General features: G+C 66.0%; 6 protein-coding genes and 1 pseudogene. 6 read left to right on the top strand and 1 reads right to left on the bottom strand.

Annotation, left to right across the window (positions count from 1 at the left end; all coding sequences use genetic code 11):
* Positions 1-51 precede the first annotated feature (51 nt).
* From VET27_RS18375 to VET27_RS18360, 4 genes are read left to right on the top strand one after another with little or no spacing between them, the layout of a single operon-like run.
* Positions 52-6,927 carry an SDR family NAD(P)-dependent oxidoreductase gene (locus tag VET27_RS18375; RefSeq protein ID WP_526520687.1) on the top strand — a complete coding sequence of 2,292 codons (6,876 nt, stop codon included), beginning with the start codon at positions 52-54 and terminating at the stop codon, positions 6,925-6,927.
* Positions 6,920-12,325 carry an amino acid adenylation domain-containing protein gene (locus VET27_RS18370; RefSeq protein ID WP_526520685.1) on the top strand — a complete coding sequence of 1,802 codons (5,406 nt, stop codon included), beginning with the start codon at positions 6,920-6,922 and terminating at the stop codon, positions 12,323-12,325. The genes VET27_RS18375 and VET27_RS18370 overlap by 8 nt, the downstream gene beginning before the upstream one ends.
* A gap of 5 nt (positions 12,326-12,330) precedes the next feature.
* The gene (locus tag VET27_RS18365) at positions 12,331-13,350 is read left to right on the top strand and encodes an NAD-dependent epimerase/dehydratase family protein (RefSeq protein WP_526520683.1); all 1,020 of its coding nucleotides are present in this window, start codon (positions 12,331-12,333) and stop codon (positions 13,348-13,350) included.
* The gene (locus tag VET27_RS18360) at positions 13,347-14,714 is read left to right on the top strand and encodes an FAD-binding oxidoreductase (protein WP_526520681.1); all 1,368 of its coding nucleotides are present in this window, start codon (positions 13,347-13,349) and stop codon (positions 14,712-14,714) included. Before VET27_RS18365 ends, VET27_RS18360 begins: the two co-directional genes overlap by 4 nt.
* A gap of 67 nt (positions 14,715-14,781) precedes the next feature.
* Here VET27_RS18360 and VET27_RS18355 read toward each other — a convergent pair.
* A pseudogene (locus VET27_RS18355) lies at positions 14,782-15,141 on the bottom strand (IS1380 family transposase); the annotation flags it as partial.
* A gap of 227 nt (positions 15,142-15,368) precedes the next feature.
* Here VET27_RS18355 and VET27_RS18350 point away from each other — a divergent pair.
* Both VET27_RS18350 and VET27_RS18345 read left to right on the top strand, forming a co-directional pair.
* Positions 15,369-16,025, top strand: a complete 657-nt coding sequence (locus VET27_RS18350) for an ABC transporter ATP-binding protein (protein WP_526520679.1) — start codon at positions 15,369-15,371, stop codon at positions 16,023-16,025.
* A gap of 65 nt (positions 16,026-16,090) precedes the next feature.
* Positions 16,091-17,901: ABC transporter permease (locus VET27_RS18345; RefSeq protein WP_526520677.1), on the top strand; the 1,811-nt coding region annotated here is incomplete at its 3' end.

Here is a 17,901-nt window from a genome sequence, read left to right as displayed (position 1 = left end):
CAAAAGCGGGTTAGCAGTACAGGAGCGGATTTAGTAGTACAGGATGGCGACATGAAGGCCGCCAGGTCGCCCAGCGCCACGGCGCGCGGCGTGCCCGAGGACACGGCACCCACCGCACGCACACTGCCGGACCTCCTGGAGCGGAGAGCCGAACGCTATCAAGACAAGATTGCGTTTGGCTTCTCCCACGATGGCGAAGAAGAACATGGTCGGCTGACCTATCAAGAGTTGGACATCAAGGCGCGGCGAATCGCGTCGAGTCTGCAACAACAGGGCGCTGCGGGCGAACGGGTACTTGTCTTGTGCCCCCCGGGCTTGGACTTTGTCGCCGGTCTCTTCGGGTGTGTCTATGCCGGAGCCGTCGCCGTGCCGGTGCATCCGCCGGTGCACAAGCACCTGGTTCCGCGCGTCGCGTCGATCGTCGCGGACGTGCAAGCCGGGTTCGCCCTCACCACCGCCGAGTCGCAAGCGAGAATCAAGGCCACGGTAGACGATTTGGTCGATGGACCTTCGTTGCGGTGGTGCGTCGCGGACGCGGACCTCCGGGACGGCGAGGAATGGGTCGCACCGGACCTCGACCCGAACGCAGCCGCCATCGTGCAGTACACCTCGGGCTCCACCAGCTCACCGAAGGGCGTCGTGCTGACGCACCACAACCTCCTACACAACTCGGAGGCCATCCGTCAGGTGTGGCACGGTGACGACCACGCAGTCGGCGTGTTCTGGCTGCCGCCTCATCATGACATGGGTCTCATTGGCGGTATCCTCGGAACGCTTTACGTCGGGTGCACTACCCACCTCATGTCGCCAACCGCCTTCATCAAGCGCCCAATGCGGTGGCTGGAAGCCATCTCCCGACATCGCGCCACAATCACCACCGCGCCGAACTTCGCCTACGACATGTGTGTCGAACTCAGTAGCGCCGAGGAACGGGCGGCGCTCGATCTGTCCAGCTGGTCCACGGCCATGTGCGGCGCGGAGCGGGTGCGTACCACGACCGTGCAGGGTTTCGCTGACGCCTTCGCCCCGGCTGGTTTCCGGCCGGAGGCGTTTGCACCGGTGTATGGGCTGGCGGAGGCAACCCTGCTGGTGTCCGGTGGGTCGGACTCCGCCGTGCCGGTGGTGCGACACGTGGATAGCACCGCGCTACGCGAGCACCGAGTCGTCGATGTCGCGCCGGAGCATCCGGTCGCTGCAGCGCTCGTCGGTTGCGGTCGGCCGCAGGGTGGCCAGCAGGTCCTCGCTGTCGATCCGGTGACCCGACGGCCATGCCCGGCAGACGAAGTCGGCGAGATCTGGGTCGCCGGGCCGAGCGTTGCACGGGGTTACTGGGGACGGCCGGAACAGACCGAAGAGACATTCTCGGCGTTCCTTTCGGAGACGGGGGACGGCCCGTTCCTGCGTACCGGGGATCTGGGTTTCCTGCACGACAACGAGCTGTTCGTCACCGGACGCCTCAAGGACCTCGTCATCATCCGCGGCGGCAACTACTACCCCGACGACATCGAGATAACCGTGCAGGACTGCCATCCAGCGCTGCTGCCGGGCCGAGGTGCGGCCTTCTCGGTCACGCCGGATTCAGGTGCCGCCGAACAGCTCGTTGTCGTGCAGGAGGTGGACCACTCTCGGTTCGGTGATGCCGAACTCACCGACGTCGTGCACGCAATCCGGACCGCGATCACCGAGCAACATGGGATTGCGGCACACGCCGTCGTCCTGTTGGAGGCATTGCGACTTCCGACCACATCGAGCGGCAAGATCCAGCGGGGCACCTGCCGGCAGCGGTTCCTCGACGGCGACCTCGACGGGGTCGCCCAGTGGCACGCTCCGTCGCCGCCCGCACCGACCGCCCGGGTGGCGTCGGAGCACGGCGGGCGCAGTGCGGCGGAAATCGCGGCCTGGTTCGTCACCCAGCTTTCTGATCAACTCGACCTCCGGGCAACGGAGATCGACCCATCCCTTCCGTTCGCCTACTACGGCCTCGACTCCATCCATGCCGTCCGGCTGACGGCCGCATTGGAGGCGTGGCTGGGACGCGAACTCTCGCCCACGTTGGTGTACGAATATCCCACGATCGACGTACTTTCCAGCCATTTGGCCGAAGAGGTCCCCGCCGACAACCGCGCCGTCGCGCCAGCCGGGGACAGCGGCGATGCGCGCGCCGCGGACGAGCCAATCGCGATCGTCGGGATCGGCTGCCGGTTTCCGGGTGCCGACGGGCCGGCGGCCTTCTGGCGGCTGCTATCCGACGGTGTGGACGCGATCAGCGAGATACCGCCGGACCGCTGGGACGCCGATGCCTTCTACGACCCGGATCCGTCCACGCCGGGCACTGCGGTCAGCCGGCGGGGCGGTTTCCTACCCGAGGTCGACCAGTTCGACTTCCAGTTCTTCGGCATCTCGCCAAGGGAGTCGGCGCAAATGGACCCCCAGCAGCGTCTGCTCCTGGAGGTGGCGTGGGAGGCGTTGGAAGACGCCGGGCAGGTGCCGGAGCGGCTTGCCGGTAGCCACACCGGTGTATTCGTCGGCATCTCCACAAATGACTATGGGCAAATCCCGTTTGGCCAGCCGCGACTTGTCGACGCCTACACCGGCACCGGAAACGCGTTGAGCGTGGCTGCCAACCGGCTCTCCTACGTCTACGACTTCCGCGGACCGAGCATGGCAATCGACACCGCCTGTTCGTCGTCGCTGGTCGCCATCCACCTGGCGTGTCGCAGCCTGCGCGACGGCGAGTGCACGATGGCGCTCGCGGGAGGCGCGAACGTCATCCTTTCACCGGCGATCGCGATCAACTTCACCAAGGCCAGGGTGCTGGCTCCAGACGGCCGCTGCAAAACCTTCGACGCCGGTGCGGACGGCTACGTACGAGGTGAGGGCGCCGGGATCGTCGTTCTCAAACCACTCGGCCGGGCACTGGCCGATAACGACCCGATCTATGCGGTGATCCGCGGCACCGCCACCAACCAGGATGGCCGGACGAACGGGCTGATGGCGCCCAGCCGGCAATCGCAGGAAGCCGTGCTGGCCGCGGCCTACCGCCGCGCGGGGCTGTCGCCGGGCTCCGTTCAGTACGTCGAAGCGCACGGCACCGGGACGTTACTCGGCGATGCAATCGAGGCGAAGGCCCTGGGCACGATCCTGGCCGACGCTCGTCCGCCGGGCAGTCGGTGTCTGGTCGGCTCGGCCAAGACCAACATCGGCCATCTAGAGGCGGCGGCCGGAGTGGCCGGGCTCATCAAAGTAGCGTTGGCTCTGCAGCACCGGGCGATCCCGCCGAGCCTGAACTTCACCGAACCCAACCCGAACATTCCCTTCGACCGGCTGCCGTTGCGCGTGGCGCAGACCCTCACTCCGTGGCCGGACAACGGCGGGCGAGCGATCGCAGGGGTCAGCTCGTTCGGCTTTGGTGGCACCAACGCGCACATAGTCCTTACCGAGGCCCCGCAGGTACGGGCCACGCCAGTGGCGGATGGCACGGCAGATGATCGAGCGGAGTTGCTGCCACTCTCCGCCCGGTCCCCCGAGGCTCTGGCCGCGCTGGCAGGGCGGTACCAGCTGGCACTTGCTACCGGGACGCCACTTGCCGACCTGTGCTTCACAGCCGGCGCGCGTCGCGGTCACCATGACCATCGGTTGTCCGTGGTCGCAGACTCCCACGCGACGATGGCCGAGTCTCTGGCCGCCTACCGACGGGGGGAGACCCGGGCCGGACTATCCGTCGGACGTCGTCGTGCCGGCCACCGGCCCGCGGCGACCTTCGTCTTCTCCGGCCAGGGCTCGCAGTGGTGCGGCATGGGACAGCAATTGCAGGCGGAGGAACCGGTGTTCCGCGATGCGTTGGCGGCGTGCGACCGCGCGATACGCGCGTATCGGGGACGCTCCGTGCTTGCGGAGCTAGCCGACCACGGCAATTCCGAACTCACCGACATCGGCCGAATCCAACCGGCGATCTTCGCTGTCCAGGTGGCGCTGGCCGCATTGTGGCGGTCGTGGGGGGTTGAGCCGACCGCGGTGGTGGGGCACAGCATGGGTGAGGTCGCGGCGGCGCATGTCGCCGGCGCGCTGAGCCTGGAAGACGCGGCACGGGTGATCTGGGCTCGGGCGCGGATGCTTCAACGGGTCCGCGGCCGCGGAGCGATGATGGTGGCAGAGCTGACCATGGCCGAAGCGCAGGAGCTCATCGCCGGCCGAGAGGGTCAGGTCGCGATCGCCGCGAGCAACAGCCTTCGATCAACGGTGTTGTCGGGTGATCGAACAGTTTTGGCCGACCTTGTGGCGGTCCTGGAGCAGCGCGACCGGTTCTGCCGGTGGATTGACGTCGATGCTGCCTCGCACAGCCCGCAGGTGACTGCGTTGGCTACCGAGCTGCGCGGCATGCTCGGGGGGCTGCGACCGACCGCGCCGACCATACCCATCTACTCCACGGTCACCGGTGAGCTGCTGAACGACCGCCTGGTTGACCCCGACTACTGGGTGGAGAACCTGTGTTCGCCGGTGCGGTTCTCGCCCGCGCTGCATCGGCTGCTGGACAGCGGGCATGACACATTCGTCGAGATCAGCCCGCATCCCATCCTGCTGACCGCGGCCCGCGAGGACGCTGCGGACCTGGGCCGAAACTGCACCTTGGTGCCGTCCATGCGCCGTGACGAAGACGGGCGTGCCACCGCGCTCGCGTCGCTGGGCACCCTCTACACCGTGGGGCAGCCAGTTGCGTGGGAGCAGCTGTATCCCATGGGCGGCCGATGCGTGACTGCACCTACCTACCCGTGGCAACGTGTTCATTCCTGGTTGGACGCTGGGACCACCATCGCGCCCCCGCACGGCGTCACCGACAACCGGCTACAGCAGACCCCTGGTGAGATACCGACGATGGCGGCGGACCTGCGTGATCGGCTCTACCAGCTGCGGTGGCAGCCCGCATCCATCCGGCCGGACCCGGATACGCCGAGCCAGTCGATCGACGCGGGAAGCTGGCTCATCTTGAGCGACGGAGGTGTCGCTGCCGACACGCTCCATGACCATCTCGAATCACATTCTCAGACATGTGTGCTCGTCGAGTCGGGTGCCGAATTCGAGCGTCTGGCATCTGGCGACTACCGTCTTGATCCGGCGCAGCCCGAGCACTTTCGGCGGCTCCTCGAAGAAGCGTTCGGGGGCGAACAACCACCCTGCCGCGGGGTGGTGCATCTGTGGGGTCTGCTGGCCGCCGCGCCGGCCGACACGTCGACCGGCTCGCTGGAGTCGGCTACCACGCTGGGCCCGGTAAGCGTGCTGCATCTCGTGCAGGCGTTGTCGTTGGCTGGTTGGTCGGATCCGCCGCGCCTCTGGCTGGTGACCCGCGGGGCGCAGGTGGCGGGCACCGCAGGCACCGAACCCGAACCCGTGTCGATCGCCCAGGCTCCAGTGTGGGGGATGGGTCGCACCATTGACCACGAGTATCCGGAGCTGCATTGCACCCGGGTCGACCTGTCCGCGGGCGGCGGCCCGGAAGAACTCCGGGCGCTGTTCCGGGAGGTGTGGGCGGGTAACCCCGAGGTTGACGTGGCGCTGCGTAGCAGCCGTCGCTACGTCGCGCGGCTCACCCGATACGACGGAGTCGAGGCCGCCGAGAACTCGGCCGGTGTCAAGGCTTTCACGGCCTTCGAAGCTGAGGCCACCTATCTCATCACCGGTGGACTTGGCGCGCTCGGATGTGTGGTGGCCAGCTGGATGGCCGAGCAGGGCGCCCGGCACCTGGTCCTGATGGGGCGAAGCGACGCCTCGGCGTCCGCGCAGGTGACGTTGGACGCGTTGCGGGCGGTCGGCACCGAGGTGATGGTTGCGCGCGGCGACGTCGCCAGGGCCGATGACGTCGCGGCCGTCCTTGAGTCGATCAGCGCGTCGATGCCACCGTTGCGAGGGGTGGTGCATGCGGCCGGGGTCATCGACGACGGCATGCTGCAATTCCTCGACGAGCGGCAGCTACGGGAGGTGATGGCGCCCAAGGTCCAGGGCGCCTGGAACCTGCACGCGCTGACCCGGGACGCGGCACTGGACTTCTTCGTGCTCTTTTCGTCGGCCGCGACACTGCTGGGCTTGCCCGGGGCGGCGAACTACGCGGCAGCGAACGCGTCCCTCGACGCGCTGGCGTGGCATCGACGTGCCGAAGGCCGGGCAGCGTTGAGCATCAACTGGGGACCATGGGCCGGGCTTGGCTTTTCCGCTCGGTCCGAGCAGGCGTACCTCACCCGACACGGCGTCGAGGCCATGCCGGCGGCCGAATGCCTGCGAGCGTTGGCGGATCTGCTCGCGCGGTCTGCTACGCAGGTCGCCGTCCTCGACATCGACTGGGCGCGGTGGCAGTCGGGATTAAGCCCGGGCATGAACCCGCCGCTGCTCGCGGATCTTCCCGCTGGACCGTCGGCCGGTAAGCGGGCGACGGACCTGGGGACCGATGATGCGCCCGGGCCGGGAAGCAGCCTGGGCGACGCGCTGCAGGGCGCGGGACCGGAAGAGCGCCAGCGGCGGCTCGAGCGCTACTTGCGCGACCTGGCTGCCGGCAAACTCGGCCTGGCCCCGTCGAGCCTGGACGTCGCGGCGCCCCTCACCGGCCTCGGCGTCGACTCGCTCATCGCGTTGGAGCTGCGCATCCAGATCGAACGCGACCTGGGCATCGTCGTGCCGGTTGCCCGGCTGCTGGATAGGCCAACCGTGGCCAGCCTCTCCGGCTGGCTCGGCGACCAACTGTCGCGCACCGGCCCGGCCCGGCCCGCTGGGGCCTCACCGGCGAAGGCGGCTCCGCAGAAACCATCTGCCGCTGCGTCACGCGAGGTCGACCTGCTCGCCCAGGTGCCCGAGCTTTCCGACGATTCCGTGGATGAGCTGCTGCGGATGGTCATCGCCGAGCGAGAGCTTGTCGTGAAGGAGGGTAGTGATGATGGATGAGCCCATCGACATCTCCGGCCTTTCTGCGGAGCGAAAGCGTGCGCTGCTGTCTGAGCTCCTCATGGCGGAAGCGGAGAACTCAGCCTCGGTGTATCCGTTGTCGTACGGACAGCGGTCCATGTGGTTCATCCATAAACTGGCACCGGAAAGCGCCGCCTACACCATCGCCTATGCCGGGCGGATCAGCGGTGAGCTTGATGTACCGGCACTGGAGCGCGCCGCCCAGGCACTCGTTGACCGCCATCCGATGCTCCGCACCACGTACACCGAGCGCGACGGGCAAACGGTTCAACTCGTCCATCCACAATGGCCGGTGCGGATCGCGCGGCACGACCTCGGCCCCGACCAAGGTCAGCTCGACGAGTGGATACGTCGGGAGACCGACCGTCCCTTCGACCTGTACACCGGCCCGGTGTTGCGGCTGACACTGCTACGGCGCGCACCCGATGAACACGTCCTCCTACTGGCGGTGCATCACATCGCCGTCGATTTCTGGTCCATCGACGTCATTCTCGACGAGCTTCGCCTGCTGTACGCCGCGGAGCACGGTGCCCACCCGCCCGCGCCACCGGCGGAACGATACGTCGACCACACCGATCGGCAGACCCGGATGCTGGCAGGCGCCGAAGGCGAGCACCTCTGGCGTTACTGGCATGAACAGTTGGCCGGCGACCTGCCGATCCTTCGACTGCCCACCGACCGACCACGACCAGCCCGTCAGACCTACCGGGGCGCCGTCCACCAGTTCACCGTCGACGGTCGGCTCACCGCCGGGCTCAAGCAGGTAGGCCGGGCCGCCGGCGCGACGCCCTACATGACGATCCTCGCGGCCTACGCCACGTTGCTGCACCGCTACAGCGGCCAGAACGAGCTTCTCATCGGCTCACCCTTCGCGTGCCGCGACCAAGCCGGGCTGGAAGGCATGGTCGGCTACCTTGCCAATCCTGTAGCCCTGCGCGTCGACCTGCACGACGACCCGACATTCACCTCGGTGCTCAGCCGCGTCAAGGACACCGTGCTGGGCGCGCTCACCCACCAGGACTATCCCTTCCCGCTGCTCGTCGAGCGGCTACGGCCACCGCGCGATGGGGGCCGCACACCGCTGTTCCAGGTCTCGTTTGCTTGGCAACAAACGCGCCGTTTTTCCGACGGGCCCGGCCCAACGGGCACAGACCCTGCTGGCGCGGTGCTTGACCTGGAAACCATCCACATCGGGCAGGGCGGTGCACCGTTCGACCTGATGATGGAGATGGGTGAACAGGACGGGGAGCTGTCCGGCCTGCTGCAATACAACACGGACCTCTTCGCCGCGGAGACGATCGAGCGGATGGCCGGGCACTTCGCCACCATCCTCGACGGTATCGTCGCCGATCCCGACAGACGCCTCTCGCAGCTGCCGCTGCTGACCGAGCAGGAGCGCCGCCAGCAGGCTGCGTGGAACCAAACAGAGGTCCGCTACCCCGATTCCCAGGCCCCTGCCTGCCTGCACGAGATGGTCGCGGCAACGGCTGCACGCATCCCCGACGCCGTCGCGGTGGCGTGTGATGACCGCGAGTTGACCTACGCGGAGCTCGATCACCGGGCCGACGGTCTGGCACACCGGCTGCAGCACCTCGGTGTGGGCCCCGACATCGTTGTGCCCGTCCTGCTGGACCGCTCCGAGGACCTGGTCGTGGCGCTGCTGGGTGTCCTCAAGGCCGGTGGCGCCTTCCTGCCGCTGGACCCGGCGCAGCCCACGCAGCGGATGGCGTCCATCCTGACCGATGTACCGGACGCGCCGGTATGCGTCACCCACCGAGGGCACCTGGAACAGGTACCCGCAACCTTCACCGGTCACCGGCTGTGCCTCGACGTGGCATGGACATCCCCGGTCCAGGGCGGCGGCGCCGCGCCAGTTGCCATAGCCGCTGGTACGACGGAAACGAACCTCGCCTACGTCATTCATACGTCCGGTTCCACCGGTACGCCGAAGGGAGCTCTCAACACCCACGGCGGGATCCGTAACCGGCTGCTCTGGATGCAAGACGCCTACCCGCTGACCGCGGACGACCGGGTGCTGCACAAGACCCCGACAAGCTTCGACCCCTTCGTCTGGGAGATCTTCTGGCCGCTGATCGCCGGCGCGCGGGTTGTCATTGCAAAACCCGAGGGCCACAAGGACGCCTCGTATCTGGTTCGGACCATCATCGAGCAGGGCGTCACCACAACACATTTCGTGCCGTCGATGTTGCGCCGCTTTCTCGCCGCGCCCGGCGCTGACGACTGCGTCGGGCTGCGCAGGGTGTTCTGCAGTGGCGAGGCGCTGCCGTATGACCTCCGCGACCACTTCCTGGCCACGCTGGACGCTGAGTTGTACAACCTCTACGGGCCTACCGAGGCCGCGATCGACGTCACCCATTTCCATTGCGCGCGCGACGTATCCGACCCGCTGGTCCCGATCGGGCGACCGATCGCCAACATCCGCATTCACCTTTTGGACACCCATCTCCAACCGGTGCCGGTGGGTGTGCCCGGCGAGCTGTTCATCGGCGGTGTCGGCGTCGGCCGCGGCTACCTCAACCGGCCCGATGCGACGGCCGCCAGCTTCGTCACCGATCCGTCCAGCAGCGATCCCGGAGACCCCGACCGACTGCTCTACCGCACCGGCGACCAGGCCAGATATCTGCCCGACGGCAACATCGAATACCTCGGACGCCTCGACTTCCAGGTGAAGATCCACGGTTTCCGGATCGAGCCCGGCGAGGTGGAGGCCGCCTTGGCGAAACACCCCGCAGTGCGGGAGAGCGCAGTGGTGGCCCGAAACGATGCCCTGGGAAATAGCGGCAAGACCATCCTCATCGCCCATGTCGTCGCGGCCGGGGGCGCGGCGCCGTCGACAGCCGAGTTGCGCCGCTTCCTGCTGGAGTTGCTCCCGGCCGCCATGGTGCCGGCCATCTTCCACGTGACCGACGCGCTACCGCTCACTTCGAGCGGCAAGGTGGACCGCCGCGCCTTGATGGCAGCGGATGGGGTGCCTAGCTCGCAGCAGCAGGAATTCGTCGCTCCGCGTACGCACACCGAGCAGGTCCTGGCCGAGATCTGGTGTGAGGTACTCGATCTGGAACGGGTCAGCGTCACCGACGACTTCTTCGCTCTCGGTGGTGCCTCCACTCAGAGCCTGGAGGTCGCGGTGCGGGCGGAGGCGGTCGGCCTGCCGCTCCGGCCGGAGTCCATGTTCGTGTACGGCACGATCGCCGAACTGGCCGCCGAACACGGACCTGTCTCCTACGATGGCCCGGAGCACTTCGAATTCCCGGAGTTCGGGCACGGGCGGCGGGCCGGGGACCGGGGCACCGCTGAAGCCGGCCCAACCACACCGGATTCCGCGAAGCCGGTGTCAGCGAGCCCCGACGAGACGCGAAACACGGTGATCGAAAGCCTCGGTGTGTACCTGCCGACGCGGACGGTGTCGACCGAGACGGTTCTTTCGGAGTGCGCCAACGAGATCCGCATCCCGTTGGAACGCCTGACCGGTATCAAGAACCGACGGATGGCCGGTGACGACGAGTTCTCCATCGACCTTGCCCGGCAGGCGGCGGCCGACTGCCTGGCCCGGTCGAGCTATCGGCCCGAGGAGATCGATCTGCTCATCTGCTGCAACATCTCCCGGTGCGACGGACCAGGGCACAAGTTCACCTTCGAGCCCAGCACCGCCTCGCGGCTGCGCGATCAATGCGGCCTTGTCAATGCGCTCGCCTTCGACCTCAACAACGCGTGCGCCGGAATGTTCACCGGCATTGCCGTGGCGGACGCTTTCCTGAAGACCGGACTGGTTCGCTGCGCCCTGGTGGTCAGCGGCGAATACATCAGCCACCTCACCGAGACCGCGCAGCATGAAATCGAGGGGCCGATGGACCCGCGGCTTGCCTGCCTGACCCTCGGCGACGCCGGCGCAGCGGTAATTCTGGAGCGCGGGCCCAACAGTCGGGTCGGCTTCCACGACATCGATATGGCCACCCTGAGCCGGTACAGCAAGCTGTGCATCGCCAAGGCGACCGACGGACCGCACGGCGGTGCCATCATGTTCGCCGACTCCGTCCCGCAGACCGCGATCGCGGTCAAACATGCGGTGCCCTACGTCACCGCCGTCATGCAGCGGCACGGGTGGCGGCCCGAGCTCTGTGACCACCTGCTCATGCACCAGACATCGGAGTCGTCGCTCAACGACGCAGTCATCGCGATCAACCGGATGTTCGGGAGAACCGTAGTCGACCGGGGCAACACCATCTACAACCTGGCCGAGCGGGGGAACACCGCCACCACTTCACACTTCGTTGCCCTCGGCGACTACATCCGCAGCAACCGGATCCAGTCCGGAGACAACGTGGTCTTCGGCATCACCGGCTCCGGACAGACCGTTGGCACCGCGCTGTACACCCTCGACGACTTGCCCGATCGTATGCGCCGCGGGACCGATGGCCAGCACGGTCGCAGCGTTCGGACCGGCAGCTACCGCAAAGAGGTGCCGGCGATGCCGCGCGTGCGCATCGACGGTGTCGGCATCGCTCCCGCTGGGCAATCGGCGCCAGTGAGCTCGATACAGCTCGCGGTTCAAGCGGCAACGGCGTGCCTCGACCAAAGTGGCCTTGACCCGGCAGCGCTCGGCCTGGTGATAAACGCCGGTGTGTACCGGGACGACTTCCTCAGCGAACCGGCAGTGGCCGCACTGGTCGCCGGCGAACTCGGGATCAACGACGACATACAGTCCCCGGACGGGCCTAAGACCCTCGCCTTCGATGTCCTCAACGGCGCGGTCGGCTTCCTCAACGCCTGCCACGTCGCCGTCGGAATGATCGGTGCGGGAAAGGCCGCACATGCGATGGTGCTGGCCTCGGAAATAGAAAACAACACCCCCGAAAGCGGCTATCCGCTCAACGGCATCAGCGAGACGGGGTCAGCCGTGCTTTTGAGCGCCAGCGATGGCACCGCAGGCTTCGGCCGGTTCGTCTTCGGACACCACCCCGAGTACGGCGGGGCACTCGCGACCTACACCCAGCAACACCAGGGGCGGACCTGGCTGCAGATCGACCGCGACCCCGACCTCGCCGCCATCTACCTCGACTGTGTCCCCTCTGCCGCCAAGGAACTCTTGACGCTCGAGGGACTGGACCCAGCCGACATAGCGATCGTGTTCCCACCGCATCTGTCCCAGGCAGGCCTGAGCGAACTGGCCGCCCGGGTTGCCATCCCGAGATCACGATTCGTCGACCTCACCGTCGACGCCGACCCCTTCACCTCGTCCGTGCCGTACGGACTGGAGCACGCCCGGCGGCACGAGCTCGTACGGCCGGGCGACATCGGGCTGATCCTGACCGTCGGCTCAGGTGTCCAGGTCGGCTGCACCACCTACCGCTTCTGACGCGCATGTTGGCACTCGTTACGGGCGGAACCGGGTTCGTCGGGTCGAACCTGGTGTCCGCCTTGATCAACCGCGGGATCAGTGTTCGGGTGCTGCGGCGAGAAACCTCGTCGACGGTCGCACTGGATGACCTGGCCTGCGAGATGTGTGTCGGAGACGTGCTGGACAGCGTTGACGCGCTCGCCACCGCGATGGCCGGGTGTACCTGGGTCTTTCATACCGCGGCAGTCTCCGACTACTGGCGCTACCGCGGGTGTGATCGCCTCTACCGCACCAACGTTGAGGGGACACGCAACGTAGTGGCCGCCGCCCTGCGCGCCGGTGTGAAACGGCTTGTCTTCACCAGTTCGATCGCCGCGTTGGGCATACCGGCACCCGGGCGACAGCTCACCGAGGCGGACCACTTCAACCTGCGTCCCCGCCAGTTCCCGTACGGACACAGCAAGCACCTCGCCGAAGGTGAGCTGCGCCGCGCCATCGCGGCGGGACTCGCCGCCGTGACGGTCAATCCGGGGGTCGTCATCGGGCCACGCGACGTCAACCGCATCTCCAGCGCGATGGTCGTCGAGGCCGCGCGTGGACGACTCCGGTTCGCCCCGCCCGGTGGCACCAACTTCGTGTCGGTCGCGGACGTAGTGCGCGGGCACGTCATGGCAGCTGAATGCGGCCGGATCGGCGAACGCTACATCCTGGCCGGTGAGAATCTGAGCTTCCGCGACGCTTTCGCCACCGTTTGCGACATAGTCAATCGGCCAGGGCCAAGGGTGGTCCTCCCGCGTTGGTCCATACCGGTGGCGGCCGCCGCCGTGGCCGCGGCCCGGGGCGTGGTCGGCCCTCGCCTGCCCATCGACGGGCATCAGATGCGGCTGTCGTCTGCTGCCATCTATGCGGACGGCGAAAAGGCCCGCAACGAGCTGGGCGTGCCCGCTACGCCGTTCCACACGGCGGTCCAGAACGCCTACGACTGGTACGTCGAAAACCACTACCTGAAGCCCGCCATACCCGAGACACGGAGCCAGCGATGACACTAACGACCCACACGGTGCCCGACTTCACCGGCGACGTGATCCACCCCGACAGCACTGACTACGACTCGGCGCGGCACATCTTCAACGGCCTGATCGACAAGCGGCCGAGCGTTGTGCTCCGCTGCCGCTCTCGCGCGGACATCGTCGCCGCCGTCCGCTACGCCGTCAGCTCTGGCACCGAGATCGCGGTGCGCTGTAGCGGGCACAGCGTTGCCGGACACTCCTCCACCGACGGCGGTATCGTCATCGACCTCTCTCTCATGCGCGGCGTGCGCGTTGACCCCGAGCGCCGCATCGCAGTCGTCGAACCAGGTGCGACCTGGGGCGACATCGACCAGGTCACCGCCCGCCACGGTTTGGCCTGCCCCGGCGGGGTGGTGTCATCGACCGGCGTAGGCGGGTTCACGCTCGGCGGAGGAATCGGCTGGATGTCCCGGACATACGGTCTGAGCTGCGACAACTTGATTGCCGCGGAGCTGGTGCTCGCCAGCGGGGAGGTGCTGTACGTCAGCGAATTGCAGAACCCGGAGATCCTTTGGGGGCTGCGCGGCGGCGGCGGCAACTTCGGGGTGGTCGCACACTTCGTGCTCGACCTCCATCCGGTCGATCACGTCATCGGGGGCGTGCGGGCTTACGACGACACCGACGCCGACGCCGTGCTCGAACACTTCCGCGCCCAGATGGACAACGCCGACGACCACCTCGCGGCGATTGCCGACTTCGGAACCGATGACAGCTCAGGGCGTGACCTGGTCACGATCCTCGGCTGCTCGTCGAGATCCGATGAGGTCGGTCAGGCGGCTGTCGGTGCGCTGTTGGACGTCCGCGGGGCGACCACCGAACCGGCGACGACGCTGCAGCGCGAACTCGCCTATCCCACCTGGCAACAGGTCCTCGACCACACCGCACCATTCGGCCGGCTGAACTATTGGAAGTCGATCTTCCTGACGGAGTTAACCGACGAGGCGATCGCGCGCATCGCGCTGCTCGGACGAACCCGCCCCGCGCCGCAATCGCGTGTACACCTGATCCGGCTCGGTGGCTTTCCGAGCCGTGTTGCGCCCCAGGCGACAGCGTTTTCGGCCCGCGACCATCCCTACATCGTCCATCTGATCACCACGTGGACCGACCCCGCCGACACCGAACGATGCAAGTCATGGACCAATGAAGCGTACGAAACTCTGCATCCCCTCGGTCCGGCGAGCGCGTATCTCAACTTCGTCGGCGACGAAGGGCAGGCCCGCATCCGGGCCAGCTTCGGTGAGGTCACCTACCGGCGCATCGCCAAGCTGAAGGCTCGCCTGGACCCGAACAATCGCTTCGCCCTCAACCAAAACATCGAGCCCGCGGCGGATACGTGAGATGACCAGCACCGGTCAGCGCGCCAACCCCCATCTCACGAGGGCAGCAGACAACACCGCGATCTCCCGGTGCCGCGGACTCTTTCTCACTGTGGGCGACGACGATCGTGGCATCGACGTCGAGTACCACCACCTCACGGAGGTCGGTGTCAGCGACCTTGCTGGCGGGCAGTCCCCACGGCAGCTGCGCCCACACGTGCCGGCGGCGATGGCTTCACCGCCGTCGGCGAGCATCACCGCCACATCGGTCAGCACCCGTCCACGGTCGTGGCCCGCAGCGAACGAACGACGCGTCAGCACTGCCGAGACGGCGTGGGTCAGACCCGTTCGATCTGCCAATAACCTCAGGCCAACGCTGCCGAAATGGGCCACCACGCCGGTCCCCACCAGTTACGGATAATCCAGCCGACCACGAAATGCGCTTCACCTAAGGAATGCCTTCCAGACAAGGGATGTTGAACGGTCGCAAATCCAATTTTCCCTTGCTGGACAGGCACTTCCGTGCATCTACACGCGGCCAACAACCATCAGCTGTGAACGATCCGGGCTAGGATGAAAAGCGTGGCGCCAAACCGTGATGGGCCTGAGAAACCGGTCCTCGTTGAGGCCCGCAACCTTCACAAGTCATTTGGCCGCGGTGTCACAGTTACGCCGGTGCTCACGAACATCGACATGCAAATATTTCGTGGTGAGTTCGTGGCATTGGTCGGACCTTCCGGATCGGGGAAGTCGACACTGCTCAGCATTCTCGGGCTGCTGGATCTCCCGACGAGCGGCGATGTTCTGGTAGACGGGAAGAGTGTGACGGAGCTTTCTCGCCGGCAGTTGGCCGCTGTCCGAGGCCGGACGATCGGGTACGTGTTTCAGTCGTTCAATCTTTTAGCTGGCTTGTCTGTTGTTGAAAACGTCATGCTTCCCGGATTATTGGCCGGTAGGTCGGGCCGTATCCAATACGACCGGGCAATCAATTTGTTGGATCAGGTCGGCCTCGCCTCGTTGGCCAAACGGGTGCCTGCGGAGTTGTCGGGTGGCGAGCAGCAGAGGGTGGCCGTGGCACGAGCCTTATTCATGGAACCCGATGTGATCCTCGCCGACGAGCCCACGGGTAATCTGGATACCGACAACGGTCGTAAGGTCATCGATATCCTCTACAGCTTAAATTCATCAGGTCAAACAATCATCCTCGTCACCCATGATCAGTCGATCGCCGACGGTGCTCCCCGGCTCATTTCTCTTCTCGACGGCCGGATCGAGTCCGATAGCGGGCCGGTCCAACCACTTGGCAAATGGGCATGGCGCACCTACCACTAGCCGCAACCCTCAGTGTCCTGCGGATCATCAATCTCCGGGCCGTCCGTAGGCATGTACTGCGCGCCGTGCTGGCCGCCTTTTCTCTCGGCGGTGGTGTGGCCGTTGTTGTGGCCGTCATGATCGAGACCACCAGCGTCAGCACCGCTATCGACGATGTCGGGTACCAAATTGCCGGCCCCGCCCCGTTGCGCGTCGTTGGCGCGGCTACCCGAGGTGGCATCGATTCGGCCGCTATTGATGCTGCCAGGACGGTGCCGGGCGTCGCGTCCGTAGTTCCCGTCATCCGTGGAGTAATGCTGATACGCAATGGCGGCCGGGAAACATTTGTACTCGGCCTAGGAATCGATTGCTCAGCGCAATGGATCATCGATCCAAAGGTATGCCAACCCGGCCAACGAGAACCGCCACCGGTTACTTCCGCCCTACTTGGCCGATCCTTGGGGACTTCCGCAACACTCGTGAGCGACGATGGGCAGCTCTCGATGGATAGGTTCCAGCAAACCGCACAGCTCGATACCGTCAACGACGGGCTGGTGGTGGTTTTGCCGCTGAGTGAAGCCAAAGTACAGTTTGCTCGATCCGGCCGGGTCGACATGCTGTACGTCACTGTCTCCAAGGACTCCAACGCAGCGGAGATCCGGGCGCGCCTGGTCGACAGATTAGGGCCTGGGTTCAGCGTCCAGCCTCGAAGTGAGCCGGCTCGGGGATACAACGTCAACTCCGTGCTTTTGCCCCTGCTCGCGATTTTCGCTCTCATCGCGGTCGGCGTGGGCGCTATCCTGATCGCCCAGATCACCCGCCTGTCGATTGAAGAACGTCGACGCGAGATCGCGATCGCGGCCGCCCTGGGAGCATCGTCGTCGTCCATCGTCATCGGATTCCTCACCGAGGCGGCGCTCCTTGGAGCAGCGGGAGCAGTCATGGGAGTCCTTACTGGCATTGTCATCGCAGGGCCAGTCGTCGCAAGCGCAAGTGAACTCACCGAACAATTTGTCGGTGTCACCGTCCCGGTCGTGCTCGGTCCGGGCATCCTCGTGGTCGGACTGGGAATGGGGGTGCTCTTGGCTGTTCTTGCCGCTGTAATTCCTAGCCTCTCTGCGTCGAACACGCCGTTAGTCGCCGAACTGTCCGGGCGTGCAATCCAGGAGCAAACCAAACCACGAAAGATCTGGGTTAAAACGGTGGCGCTGCTGGCAGTCGGGATAGCCGGAGTAGCTTCCGCGATGTTAGCCACGTCATCGGGCGGCCTTGAGCCGTGGCAGGCCGGTGTCGCAGACGGCGGGGCCGTCACTGCAATCATTGGATTGCTCTTGTCCGCCGCGTATCTGAGTGCACAGGCCATCACAGCGGTACGGCCTCGGCCTGATCGAGCACATGGTGCGACGCTCACAATAGCGCTCGCCACACTCCGTGCGAATGGATCGCGCACAGCCGCTATTTCAGGCGCTGTCGCCGTACCCGTAGTGGTCGTAATCCTGCTGTCCGGATTTCTTACTGCGATCAACCGAAGTGCCGTGGACATCGCTCGATCGCAGGCAGAAGGACGTGTGGCGGTTACCACTACGCGTTTCGCAGATTACGGGCCGATTGACGCTAGATTCTCGACCAAAACCGTCAAAAGACTTGTATCGCTGCCCGGCGTTGCGAGTGTCGAACGAACGGCCCAAATCGAGATCAGCCTCACGGACGGATCCTTGGCATACGTTCAAGCTCAGGATCGACCAACCTTTCCATTCGGGTTACTGGCCGGACAACCACCGGAGGCCAGCTTGGACGCCAATCAACTCGTCATCGGTGGCATACTTGCCCGCGAGAAGGGCTTTCGCATCGGCGATAAGCTACTTCTGGGAAGTGGATCAGAAGCCCGGGAAATGGT

Source organism: Mycobacterium sp., from assembly GCF_035633495.1.
Classification (GTDB): domain Bacteria; phylum Actinomycetota; class Actinomycetes; order Mycobacteriales; family Mycobacteriaceae; genus Mycobacterium.
Note: the sequence above shows the minus strand (reverse complement) of the source record. Positions and strands in the feature narration are given on the sequence as shown.

What these genes read in the sequence shown, in the direction of transcription:
- VET27_RS18370 (WP_526520685.1), top strand. Translation starts at nt 6,920, where the DNA reads ATGGATGAGCCCATCGACATCTCCGGCCTTTCTGCGGAGCGAAAGCGT.
- VET27_RS18365 (WP_526520683.1), top strand. Translation starts at nt 12,331, where the DNA reads ATGTTGGCACTCGTTACGGGCGGAACCGGGTTCGTCGGGTCGAACCTG.
- VET27_RS18360 (WP_526520681.1), top strand. Translation starts at nt 13,347, where the DNA reads ATGACACTAACGACCCACACGGTGCCCGACTTCACCGGCGACGTGATC.
- VET27_RS18375 (WP_526520687.1), top strand. Translation starts at nt 52, where the DNA reads ATGAAGGCCGCCAGGTCGCCCAGCGCCACGGCGCGCGGCGTGCCCGAG.